The 12,596-nt window shown below is 41.0% G+C and carries 9 protein-coding genes; 7 read left to right on the top strand and 2 right to left on the bottom strand.

Features of this window, described 5'->3' with window-relative positions; genetic code table 11:
- Positions 1 to 12: 12 nt before the first annotated feature.
- Positions 13 to 3,702, bottom strand: coding sequence for a CARDB domain-containing protein (locus ACLI1A_RS06140; protein ID WP_411407179.1), 3,690 nt, complete (start codon positions 3,700 to 3,702; stop codon positions 13 to 15).
- Between the two features lie 138 nt (positions 3,703 to 3,840).
- Between ACLI1A_RS06140 and ACLI1A_RS06135 the strand changes: the two genes are divergently transcribed.
- From ACLI1A_RS06135 to ACLI1A_RS06105, 7 genes are read left to right on the top strand one after another with little or no spacing between them, the layout of a single operon-like run.
- Complete coding sequence (locus tag ACLI1A_RS06135; RefSeq protein WP_411407177.1) at positions 3,841 to 4,032, top strand: hypothetical protein; 192 nt, start codon at positions 3,841 to 3,843, stop codon at positions 4,030 to 4,032.
- On the top strand, positions 4,019 to 5,395 hold the full coding sequence (locus tag ACLI1A_RS06130) for a class I SAM-dependent methyltransferase (RefSeq protein WP_411407175.1): 1,377 nt from the start codon (positions 4,019 to 4,021) through the stop codon (positions 5,393 to 5,395). Before ACLI1A_RS06135 ends, ACLI1A_RS06130 begins: the two co-directional genes overlap by 14 nt.
- A 6-nt stretch (positions 5,396 to 5,401) precedes the next feature.
- On the top strand, positions 5,402 to 6,862 hold the full coding sequence (locus ACLI1A_RS06125) for a hypothetical protein (RefSeq protein ID WP_411407173.1): 1,461 nt from the start codon (positions 5,402 to 5,404) through the stop codon (positions 6,860 to 6,862).
- A gap of 3 nt (positions 6,863 to 6,865) precedes the next feature.
- Complete coding sequence (locus tag ACLI1A_RS06120; RefSeq protein WP_411407171.1) at positions 6,866 to 7,825, top strand: GNAT family N-acetyltransferase; 960 nt, start codon at positions 6,866 to 6,868, stop codon at positions 7,823 to 7,825.
- Between the two features lie 15 nt (positions 7,826 to 7,840).
- Positions 7,841 to 9,112, top strand: a complete 1,272-nt coding sequence (locus ACLI1A_RS06115) for an O-antigen translocase (protein WP_411407169.1) — start codon at positions 7,841 to 7,843, stop codon at positions 9,110 to 9,112.
- A complete protein-coding gene (locus tag ACLI1A_RS06110; RefSeq protein ID WP_411407167.1) occupies positions 9,112 to 10,524 on the top strand; it encodes an MBOAT family O-acyltransferase in 1,413 nt (470 codons plus the stop codon). Before ACLI1A_RS06115 ends, ACLI1A_RS06110 begins: the two co-directional genes overlap by 1 nt.
- A 1-nt stretch (position 10,525) precedes the next feature.
- Positions 10,526 to 11,461, top strand: coding sequence for a hypothetical protein (locus tag ACLI1A_RS06105; protein ID WP_411407165.1), 936 nt, complete (start codon positions 10,526 to 10,528; stop codon positions 11,459 to 11,461).
- Here ACLI1A_RS06105 and ACLI1A_RS06100 read toward each other — a convergent pair.
- Positions 11,430 to 12,581 (bottom strand): glycosyltransferase, encoded by a 1,152-nt coding sequence (locus ACLI1A_RS06100; protein WP_411407163.1) that lies wholly within the window; start codon positions 12,579 to 12,581, stop codon positions 11,430 to 11,432. The genes ACLI1A_RS06105 and ACLI1A_RS06100 overlap by 32 nt on opposite strands.
- Positions 12,582 to 12,596: the final 15 nt, after the last annotated feature.

Here is a 12,596-nt window from a genome sequence, read left to right as displayed (position 1 = left end):
GCCCTTTGTTTTTTATCGTGTTACATAAATCCAGTCTACAATAGGTTCCGGGAAATCCGGGTCGTGCAGTTCCAGTACAAAGTAGTAGGTGCCGTTTGGTACCGTAGTGGTTTCGGTACCTACTTTTTCTTCATTGGCTATGCCATCCCAGTCGGCCTGGCTGTGGTCGCCGGTCCATACAAGATTACCCCAGCGGTTGTATATCTTCAAGGTAAAGTTCAAGAATATATTACGTAGCCCTTCTATAAAAAAGCTGTCGTTATAGCCGTCGCCGTTAGGGGTTATGTAGTTGTGGGTAATCGGTTTACATTTTTTGGTTCGCAACAGGAATGACGCTACCTCAAAACAGGTGCCGTTATCCAGCCTTACATATATGCGCTGCGGATTTTCAGTAGTCTGGAAAGCCGTTGTGTTGTAAATGCGGTCAAGGTCCTGGTCGGCAGTCTGTTGTGATGTGTAGAAGGTAACCGTTTCGTTAGGGTAGTTTTTCAGGCTTTCAGCATAAGCCGAAAAATTAAATGTAGCTACCCCAAAGCCCTGGTCGCATACTTCTATGTCATCGGGTTGTGCCAGTACAGGAGACAATACCAGTTCGGCAGCAGTGGTATAACCGTTGTTATTTTCGTCCAGTTCTATTACAATACCAGTTCCGTTTCCGGTATCATCTGCTACAAACGTAAGATCGAAGGTAAGAGGAATGCCTACCGGTATGGTAACGGTTATGTAATTGCTTTCGCTTTCGCCTATGGCTATGTCTTCAATGGTTTCGGTATAGTCAAGGAAAATCCCGTTAGCATAAATGCTTACCGGTGTTGCTGCCGGCAGAACGTCGGTTCCGTTAAGGTTGCTTACGGTGTAGTGTATGTGCAGTATGCGCGAGTTACATTGTTTGTAAATATCGTCTATGGTTACGGTAGCATCAGGGAAATAGCAGTCTATTATTTTTAGCGTAAACACTTTGGTGTCATAACAACCGTGTTCGTCTTCAAGGCGTACATATACCTTGGTGTCGGGTGCTACAACGTAAGCTTGCGGATCAGGAATAGGGTTGGTTTCGTTATCAGCATCTGTCTGGGTAGCATAGAAGGTTATTGTATCTGTAGAAATATTTTTAAGCGAAGTAATGTACGCGGAGAAATCAAAACTACCCACACCCGAACCGTTAAACGTTTCGCAGGCCTCTATATCGGCAGGCTGCTGTAATACCGGCGATACCCATAACGACACGTTGTAAATGCCGCTGAGGTTGTTGTTTTCGTGTACTTCCTGAACGGTGCCTGTACCCGTACCGTTGTCGTCTATTGCCAGGGCCACCTCTACATCCAACCCCAGGTTTGCAGGTATGTTTATGGTAATGGTTTGCTGTAGGGTACCGTTTATGGCTATATCGGCCGATGTTTGTGCAGTGGTGTTTAGGCTGCCGTTTACATAAACAGCTATAGTGGTGCCTGCCGGAAGAATATCAAAACTATCCGGGTTGCCTACGGTGTAGGTTATAGTAATGTCTCTGCTGTCGCACTGCTGTGCAATGTTGTTTATGGCAATAACCCCGTCTGGGAACAGGCAGTCTATGGCTATCAGGTTAAAGGTGCCAATGCTGTAACAGCCGTTTACATCCTGAAGGCGGACGTAGATGGTTTGTGGGTTATTTCCGTTTGAGGTGTAGTTGTCGGGATTTGTAATGTTGTTAACTCCGGCCTCGGCGTCAGCCTGGGTGGTGTAAAAAGTCACCACATCCGTAGGGTTGTCTTTCAGCGATGTTTCATAAGCCGAAAAATCAAAAATACCTATGTTAGTACCGTTATCGGTTTCACACACAGTAAGGTTTGGTATCAGTTGCGGCAATACTGGCGATACCCATAGCGTAACCGGCAGGGTAAAGCTGTTGTTTGTCTCGTTTATTTCCTGTACGGTATTGCCGTAATCTACCCTGAAAACGAGGTTAAAACTCAGTGGGACACCGTTAGGTATGGTTATGGTTACTGTGTTCGATTCGTTGCCATCAATAGGAATAATTCCGGTGGTTGTTACTGTGGTAAGCAGTATGTTGTTTGCAAATACAGCTACCGGGGTGCCGGCAGGTATTACATCGAGCCCGTTAGGGTTGCTTACGGTATAGCTTACGGTTATGGTGCGGCTGTTACAGGTTTGTATAAGGTTTGTAGCTGTAATTACGGCATCAGGGAACAAACAGTCGTCTATAAGTAACTGGAACGAGCCGTACCCTACACAACCGCTGGCATCTTCTACACGGACGTATATGGTTTGCGGCCCCGATTGGTAAGCATTGCTAAGTGTTATAGGGTTTTGTGGCATCTGTGCATCGGCCATAGAGGTATAAAAGGTAACTACATCAGTAGGGTCATCGGCAATAGAAGCCGCATAAGCAACAAGGTCAAAGAACCCTGTATTAGCCCCCGGTGCCGTTTCGCAAGCGGTAAGGTTACCCGGCGATACGTTTGCCTGCGAAATCAGGGTTTCGTTTACGGTAAAACTGTTGTTTGTTTCATCAGTCTCGGTAATTCCAAAGTTGTAATCAACCACAAACAGCAGTTGCAAATCATCGGGGTAGCCTGCCGGTATGGGTAGGTTTATTACACCGCTTTCACTGCCACCTACCGGCAGTTCGTTAAGGGTGGTGAATGTGGTAAGCAGGTCGCCGTTTACGTATACACCTACCTGGGTGCCTGCCGGCAACACATCGGTACTGTTTACGTTATGAACCGTGTAATGCACCACAAGGTTTCTTGAGTTACAGGTTTTGTCTATGTTTTCTACGGTTATGGTAGCATCGGGCAGCTGGCTGTTCAGCTTGGTCATTACCGCATTAATCATTACAAAATCCTGCCCCGATGTAAGCTGTATTTCGGCAGTCTGGTCGCCTATTTGTATAAAGTTCTGAATTTCATACACGTCCAAATCCATATTATACAGCTGGTTAGACCCGGTTATGGAATTGGTACCGTTAAAAGCGTTATTAGAGGGGTTTAGTGGCGGGTTAGAAAGTACGTTGCCGTTTATTCTCAATGTTTCATTTACCGAAAGGTTAGAATCGCCTTCCCATGCCAGGAAGCCTATTTTAGCTCCTTCATTGTCAATAACATTAAGGCTTGGGAGCGATATGTTTATTTCCGAAGGTACGTATTCAAGCCCGTCATACAGGTTCAGCTGGTTAAGGGGCAAAGTAGGGTTTTCATATACAATAACAATTGCCCAGCCTCCAAAGTTGGTTTTTATACCACAGTACAGGGTTTGGCTTACCACTGCTGTAAGATCTAGGTCAGAAACCGTATAAGTGCCGTTACCTGTGGTTTGCACTAATGATGTTACATCGGCCCATGCACTAAAATAATCTCTGGTGGCACCATCGGTATTTACTGCCTGTACCGGGAAAGTACGTGTAGCTGTTATATCCGTGCCGTTTAGTTTTATATCATAATCTCCTGTGCCCGAACCGGCCCAGTATAAGTAAGCTTTCATTACGGTATCGCCTGAGCCAAGATTCAAGTCGGCCGATGAGGTTGTAAGGATGGTACAAGGGGTTGAACCCAGCAGGTTATTTTCAGAGGGGTTAAGTGTATTCCCTACAAAAGTAAAATCATAATTTCCGTTAAACTGTTCGTATAGGGTAACGGGTATCTGTGCCTGCATGCAGGTAATGGAAAACAGGATAAAAAGAAGGTATTGTATTGGTTTCTTCACAGCGGAAATAATTTTCCTAAAAGTATGAAAAATATGCTAATACCAAATAAATATATGTACTGTGCGCGTTAAATCAGGATGGGTTTAACCAAAAAACTGAATTTAATATTATATTAGCCTTTTTTTAAACGGATTGTTATGAAATTCCTCCCTTTATATTTTGACCCGGGTACCGGCGCACTTATTGTTCAGGCTATTGTAGCTGTAGGTGCTTCTATAGCATTGTTTTACAGAAGAATTGTAACTGCGGTGCGCTCTGTTTTTGGTAAAAAACAGCAAGACAACCTTATGGGGAATATAGACGATACAGATAATAATGACGCAGCATAGGCACCCTTCTTCTTTCAGGGATCCGTCCGGGTATGTATTTACAGAAGCCGGAGCGGTATACCGCCACATAAACCCTGCATACTTTAACGAGTACAACGCCATTAAATCGGCAGGATTGTACGATACCCTTATCAGTAAGGGTTTGCTGATTTCTCATGAAGAAGTTGAAGCTAATTCCGAAAGGATTTTGCTTAAGGCCGAAACTATACCGTTTTTTTCGTATCCGTACGAGTGGAGTTTCAGCCAGTACAAGCACGCAGCGCTGCATACCCTTAAGTTACAGCGTTTTTGCCTGCTACAGGGCTTTAGCCTTAAAGATGCAACTGCATTTAATATTACCTTTCATAACGGAGGGCCTGTATTTGTAGATACACTTTCTATAGAAAAGTATACCGAGGATACTCCGTGGCGCGCCTACAGGCAATTCCTGATGCACTTTTTGGCGCCGCTTGTTTTGGCTAAGTATTACGGTAACGATATGTTGCAAATACTCCGCCAGTATATAGATGGTATGCCACTGCAAAAGGTAGTGCAACTGCTGCCATTTAAAGCACGGTTCAGTCCATTGTTGTATACAAGCCTGTTCCTAACCGCTAAGTATGATACACAATATGAAGGTGATAAAAAAACAGGGAGTAAGGCTATTTCTTTATCAAAAGAAAAACAGTTGAAGATTCTTGATGCCCTGTATGATTATATAAGTAATCTGGAGTGCAGGGAAAATACCGAATGGCAGGATTATTATAATACAACTAATTATACTGACAGCGCTTTTACCTTTAAGAAAGATATAATTACCCGCTGGGCCACCAAAACGGGTGCACAACGTATTATAGACCACGGCGGTAACGACGGTACTTTTACCCGCGAAGTAGCAGCCAATGCTAATCTTGTGCTTTGTACCGATATAGATGCCAATGCCGTAAATGCTAATTATCTTAAGGTACTGGCTGAGAAAGAGAAAAATATATTGCCACTGGTAAGTAACCTGCTGGAACCTTCTCCGGCAATAGGGTTTAATAACACTGAGCGCGATGCCTTAAAGGACAGGATGATAAATGCAAAATTCGACCTTTCCATGGCTTTGGCACTTATTCATCATATATCCCTTACCGGTAATGTACCGTTTGATGCCTCAGCTAAATACTTTGCTTCGCTTTCGCCTTATCTTATAATTGAATTCCCTGATAGAGAAGATTCATGGGTTACTTTCCTGCTGGACAGCAAGCGTGAGTTTAAAGAGCATTTCAGCTATTATAACCTTGATAATTTTGAGAAAGCCTATACTGAATGTTTTAGTATTGAAGACAAAATAGCCATACCTGGTACCCACCGTACCTTGTACCTTTTAAAACGACACTAACCCATTATGGAAAAAATACGGCAAAAACTCCTGGCATTTATCAGCAGTCCTAAAGATGGAATATTGCTGAGCGGAATAGCTATAGGGGTATATATGCTACTGTATTATTACTCTAAAAACTTTGGGCTGGCTTCGTCATGGGAACAACTGGGAGTATTTATAGCGTATTATTTTGTAGTGCCTACAGTAGTGTTACTTTTAGGTTACAGATTGTTTACATTGCCTACACTTTTAGGTTACAGAAAGCACTACCTGTTTATAGCGGTACCTCTTATCGTTGTGCTTTTTTTGTTGCAGCTAATTATTGCCGGACCACGACGCAAAAGTTTTTTTTTAGGGCTTGCCATTGTGCTTCTTTTCGCGGGAGCAAAAAAGTTTGCCCGCTACCATAAACTTTTTATAGTACTGCTTTTTGTAATGGCGGCCTGCAGCCTGCCTACATTCTTTGGTAACATTTATAATTATGCCACTGCTTCAGATGCGTGGAGAAAATTACCCGATGACCTAGAGCAGGTACAATTTAAAACGAAACCAAACATCTACTACATACAGCCCGATGGCTACGCAAGTCCTGCAAACCTGAAGGATGCTAATTATAATTTTGATAATAAGAATTTTGAGCAATTCCTTTCGGTAGAAGGTTTTACCGTATACCCAGATTTCAGGTCGAATTATAACTCTACGCTGTTATCTAATACGTCGGCATTTAGTATGCGCCATCATTATGCCCGCCAGGATATAGAAGACTTTTGGGCAAGGCGTATTATAGTAGGGGATAACCCGGTATTACATATTTTAAAAAACAACGGCTATACCACCCACTTCGTTACCGAAAAGCCTTACCTTATTATGAACAGGCCAAAGCTGGGTTACGACACTTGTAACTTTACTTATAACGAATTACCGTATCTTAAAGATGCTATGGGGCTTGAAAGGGATGTTTTTAAATCGTTAAAAGAAGTGAAGCCCACTGTGGGACCGCAGTTTTATTTTATAGAAAAAATGACCCCAAGCCACGTCTCGGTTTTTAGTAAAAGGGGGAAGGCTTCGGAAAAGGAATGGTATCTGGAGCGTTTGCAGAAAACAAATATATGGCTCATGCAAGTGGTGTCTTATATTGAGAAAAAAGACCCTGATGCATTGATAATTATTGGTGCAGACCATGGCGGCTTTGTAGGCTTTGACCATACATTGCAAAGCATGACACTTACAAAAGATCCACTGCTGGTAAAGAGCATCTTTGGCAGCATGATGGCTATAAAATGGGGGAATGAAAAAGCCCGGGAATATGATGGCAAGCTGCATACGTCTGTTAATCTTTTCAGGATTATATTTGCATATCTGTCTCAGGATAAAAAATATCTTAACCACACCGAAGCCAACGATAGTTATGTGCTTACCCATAGTCCCGGCGGACTTTACAAATACATAAACGACAAGGGTGAGGTGGTTTTACAAAAACAATAAGGCATGTATCGCATAGTACGCTACAGTAAAGAATATTACCATTTGTGGAACGAATTTGTTGCCGCTTCAAAAAACGGCACATTTTTGTTCCATCGTGATTTTATGGAATATCATGCCGACCGTTTTACGGATCATTCTCTCCTAATATTTGATGGTGAAAAACTCGTAGGGCTTCTGCCTGCAAATATTGAGGAAGATGTATTGTACTCGCACAGGGGGCTCACCTATGGAGGGTTGGTTTTACCCTTAGAAACCCGTCAGGAACGTGTGCTGGGTATCTTTAAGGCGTTACTGGAATATTGTAACAATATAGGCATTACAAAAATTTTACTGAAATGCATTCCCTATATCTATCATAAAAAGCCGGCACAGGAAATGGAGTATGCATTATTCTTAGCTAATGCTAACCTTTTACGGCGCGATACGCTTTCGGTTATAGAAAGTCCTGATAAAGCAGTTTTTACTACAAATAAAAATCAAAGTATTCAGAAAGGAATAAAACATAATCTTGAAGTACAGGAAACAGAAGATTTTGAAGGCTTTTGGAACACCATACTAATACCTAACCTTGAGGTTCGTCATCAGGCAAAACCTGTTCATACTGCCTTGGAAATGAAGCTTCTTAAAGACAGCTTCCCACAAAATATAAGACAATTTAATGTTTTTCAACAAGGAAAACTGGTAGCAGGGAGTACCGTTTTTGTTACCGATACTGTGGTTCATGTACAGTACATATCCGGAAATGACGAAAAGAATGTGTTGGGTAGTATAGATTTTCTATTTTCTGTATTAATAAAAGATATTTTTAGGGAGAGTAAGTATTTTGATTTTGGCTCTTCTAATGAGGATGGTGGCAGGTTTCTTAATGGAGGCCTTTCGTTTTGGAAAGAATCGTTTGGGGCTTCATCCGTAACTCACGATTTTTATGACGTAGCTACAGAAAATTTTGTATTGTTGCCATAACTTAAACAAACCCTATTGAGCATACTCAAAAAAATATCGGGTAATCAGCTGGTGCGATTGTCGTCGTTAAACTCCGTTAGTGTGCTTACGCGTATAGCCGGAGGCTTTTTGGCGAGTAAAATGCTGGCCACGCTGGGGCCGGCAGGTATGTCGCTTACCGGTGGGTTACGAAATGTGCTGGGATTTACCGATGTTTTTTCTATCCTGGGTATGCAAACCGGTATTGTAAAATACAGTGCCGAATATGAAGAGGATAAAAAAGAACTTTCGTATGTCCTGTCTACCGTTTTTGTTACGGTACTTGTAGCAGTAGCCTTTTTTGCACTGGTACTCTTTATTCCTGCTGCTTTTTGGAGCAAATGGGCTTTTAACGGTACTGCTCAGTACGCCTGGGTATTTCGAGTTCTGGCTGCGGCATTGCCACTTTATACCGGCAGTATTTTACTAACTGCTGTTTTAAATGGGCTGGGTAAATACAAAAGGGTTATTCTTATCAATATTTTTGGTAATACTATTGGGGTAACAATGTCGGCAGTGCTTATATGGTTCTTTAAGATAGAAGGTGCTTTTTTAGGGCTTATCTTTAGCCCTGTCGTTGTATTTTTTCTGGCTATTTATCCTTTTTATAAAAAGTTAGGAGGCTTTAGCTTAATTCGGTTCTCTAATTTTAAGCCTGATATGCTAAATAAGTTGTCGGCTTATAGTTTTATGGGCATATTTACTTCCCTGCTTAGTATCGCAGTTTATATTAACCTCCGTAACCATATTTCAGAAACTGTAGGTATGGAACAATCCGGCTATTGGGAGGGCATAAACCGTATATCGTCCTTCTACCTGATGTTTGCTGTTACATTGCAAAGCGTTTATCTGTTTCCTATGTTGTCTAAAGCCAAGACCGATGGAGAGATAAAAAAACTTTGGCACAGCTTTTATAAAATTGTTATACCTGTTTTTGCTTTTGGCTTACTTGTTATGTACATATTGCGGGGACTGGTGATTAAAACAATATTTTCAGAAGCTTTTTTACCCATGGAAAGCCTCTTTGTGTGGCAGTTATTGGGCGATTTGTTTAAGGTAGCGTCGCAAATTTTAGCTCAGGAAATATTGGCACGTAGGCTTATAAAACAGTATTTTATTACTGAGGTAATGTCTTTTAGTATATTTTATTTTGCAGGTATTTACCTTGTAAACCATTTTGCCGCAGAAGGTGCTGTTATGGCACATTGTCTCACGTATTTTGTATACTTCATTTATATGGTTGTTTATTTTAGTAAAAAAATATTCTAATGCTGTTTAATTCAATCGATTTCCCTTTTTTTATGGCGCTGGTATTTACCGGTTACTGGTTTATTTTTAAAAAGAGAGAACAGCAAAACGTATTTTTACTGGTAGCCAGCTATTTTTTTTATGCCTGCTGGGACTCGCGGTTTTTGTTTTTACTGTTATTTTCTACAGCACTTGATTATGCTACGGGACACCTGATATTTACTGCACAGCAAAACCGTAAAAAGCTATGGCTTACAATAAGCATAGTCATTAACCTTGGGTTTCTCTTCTTTTTTAAATACTATAATTTCTTTGCAGAGTCATTTTCGCAGGCCTTTACTTTTTTTGGTTACAAAATTTCTCCGTTATCACTTTCCATAGTGCTGCCGGTAGGTATTTCGTTTTATACTTTCCATGGGCTTTCTTATGTAATAGATATTTTCAAAGGTCGCATAGAACCCGAACGTAATTTTGGCACGTATGCATTGTTTGTCTCTTATTTTCCATTATTAGTTGCCGGGCCTATAGAGCGTGCCACGCATTTACTTCCGCAATTACTTAAACCACGTGTTTTTAGTTACGAGTTAGCCACCGATGGTTTGAGGCAGTTTTTGTGGGGATTGTTTAAAAAAGTGGTAATAGCTAATAACTGTGCCCACTACGCTGATAAAGTTTTTGTAGAGGGGCATCCGTATAATGGCAGTAGCTTGGCGCTGGGAGTTTTCTTTTTTTCTATCCAGATTTATGCCGATTTTTCGGGATATACTGATATGGCCTCGGGGGTGTCTAAGCTTTTGGGTATAAATTTGCTGCGCAATTTTAATTATCCTTATTTCGCTACAGATATTGCCGACTTTTGGAGAAGATGGCATATTTCGCTTTCTTCCTGGTTTAGGGATTATGTGTATATTCCGCTGGGAGGCTCCAGAGGAAGTGTGTTAAAACAATTACGAAATGTATTTGTCATCTTCCTGCTTAGTGGTTTTTGGCATGGCGCAAACAGCACCTACATAATATGGGGTTTTGTGCATGCCTGCCTTTTTATAACATTATTGCTTATGAACAGAAACCGGGCATCAGTAGGCAGTGTACCGCAATTACAAAACCTTGGCAGTATAGTGTTTACATTTGCACAGGTTTGTTTTGCGTGGGTGTTTTTTCGGGCAGAAAGCTTTACACAGGCAGTAACAATTTTAAAAGGAATTTTTTCGGCATCGTTGTTTTCTATGCCTGAGTTTTTACCAAAAAAACTATTGGTAATTATAGCTGCTTTTATAGTTGTCGACTGGCTGGGTCGCAGGGATGAATATCCTTTGGCTTCATTGCATAAGATTATGCCTGCATATGCACGGATAGGAGTATACTACGCTTTAATTGTAGTTGTTTTGTTGTTTATGGAATACGAGGCGCAGTTTATTTATTTCCAATTTTAGCATGAAAAAGTTTTTAAGAAAATCGACCCTTTTTTTATTACCATTCATACTGCTATGGGGGGCTATAGAGTGTATGTACCGCTTTGTGCCAAACAATTATTCTGAAAAATACAAGGGACTCATAGAATACAATAATGCTGAGGTGTACCTGTTAGGGAATTCACATGCTTTTTACGGTCTGCATCCTGAATATATGAAAAATAATGCATATAACGCCAGCAATATAAGTCAGCCATTACTCATTGATAAACTGATTTTTGATCAATATATCAGTAAAAATAAAGATGTGAAAGCCTTGGTGTTGCTGGTTGATTATTTTACATTGGGTGAGCGCCCTGTAGACGACCCCGAACTAATGTGGAGGCGTTATTTTTACAGGCATTTTTACAAGCTTGATGTACCCGGTATAAATTCATTAAACCCTCAAAATTATAGCCTTGCACTTTCGGTACGTTTTAACCTTACACAGGAGAATATTAAAATGTACCGAGCCAAAGGTACTTTGGCTGAGTGTGCAGGTAATGGTGCCGCCATGCACTATGGTACCAGTACTGAGTTTAGCAATCCGCACATGGGTGAGGTAATTGTAGAAAAGCACACGACGAAAGATGTAGTGCTAAAAGAAAATACGCTATTACTGGAGCAACTGATAACATCGGCAAAACAAAAAGGTATTAAGGTATTACTGGTTACTATGCCGGTATCAGACCATTATAGGGCTTATGCCGATGCTGCGCGCCTGAGAAAGATACAAGAAGTTTGTCATAGAATGGAACGCTTTGATAACGTAAAATACCTTTACCTGTTTGAAGACAAACGTTTCTCTAACACCGATTTTTACGACGTAGACCATTTGAATAGTGTGGGAGCAAAAAAATGTTCGGTAATTGTAGACAGTACGCTTACTACCTTGTTGACTGCTCCGTCCACACACTAACATATTTCTCTGCTACTTTTACATAGTTGTGTTCCTGTTCTATAAAATCTTTTGCTCTTTTGCCTATCGCGGTAATTTCAGCAGGATTTTCTATGAGGTAACTAAGGCTTGTAACCAAGGAATCTACATTAGGCAGTGCATTAATGTTTACAGGTTCGGTTAAGTTGTAGTGAGCATAAAATTCGGTTTCGGCACCGGTAAAAACCACTTTGCCTTTTGCCATGGCTTCCAGGGCGTTGTATCCCTGATCATACGCATACACCTGGTCCAGTAAAATATGGGCGCGGTTATACAGGTTTATATACTCCTGGTACGGCACGTTTTCGGTAACTATAATTTCAACTTTATCAGCATATTTTTTCCGGATTTGTTCCAAAGCCTGTTCAAAAAAAGTGATCCCTTTCTTTACGTAACTCAGCCTGTTTATCCCTAAAAATATAATCACCTTATCCTTAACTTCAGGCTGGTTAGGGGTAATCTTATCGGTATTAACAGGATTAGCTATAAAATGAGTCGTATAGCCCATAGCCTGCATGGGTATTTCATAATCAAGGTCAGACGTTATAATACTCTGCGCTCGTAAAACAATCCAGTTAAAAAGTTGCCTGTGGCCTTTTTCAATATATTTCAGTGAATAACTAAACTGTTTTTTCAGGCTGGTATCGTTTAGGTAGGGTGTAAGTATAGAGTACTTTAGTTTACCAGATAACGCGTATGCTATAACCGGAGTTTCATCGCCACATACCAGCAGGCTTATGGTACAGTTATTTTGCTTTAATAGCTTTTCCAGTAACAGTTTTGCCAGCCATGGTGCTGTTTCCAGGGCATCACTATTTATGAGCTGGATATGGTTAAAGCCCTTTAGTTTTGGTAACAACCTGTAAAAATGCCATGCCTGCTCCATGCGGCTTAGATCAGTACCGAAAAATTTTATAAACCCTTTGTTTGCCTTATGTAATAAAGGTTTCCTGAACCAGCTGGCTCCAAATGAATAATTAGTGGCGTATTTCTTAAATCCATCGCCACTGCTTATAATTACAGCTTCATGGCCCAGTTTAGCCAGGCCTTCTGCCAGTGTATTGTGCAACCCGCTGTATTCACCTATTAAAAGTATTTTCATTCGGCAGTGCCTGTA

This window comes from Flavobacterium sp. RHBU_3, from assembly GCF_046613565.1.
In the GTDB taxonomy this organism is placed as follows: Bacteria; Bacteroidota; Bacteroidia; order Flavobacteriales; family Flavobacteriaceae; genus Flavobacterium.
Note: the sequence above shows the minus strand (reverse complement) of the source record. Positions and strands in the feature narration are given on the sequence as shown.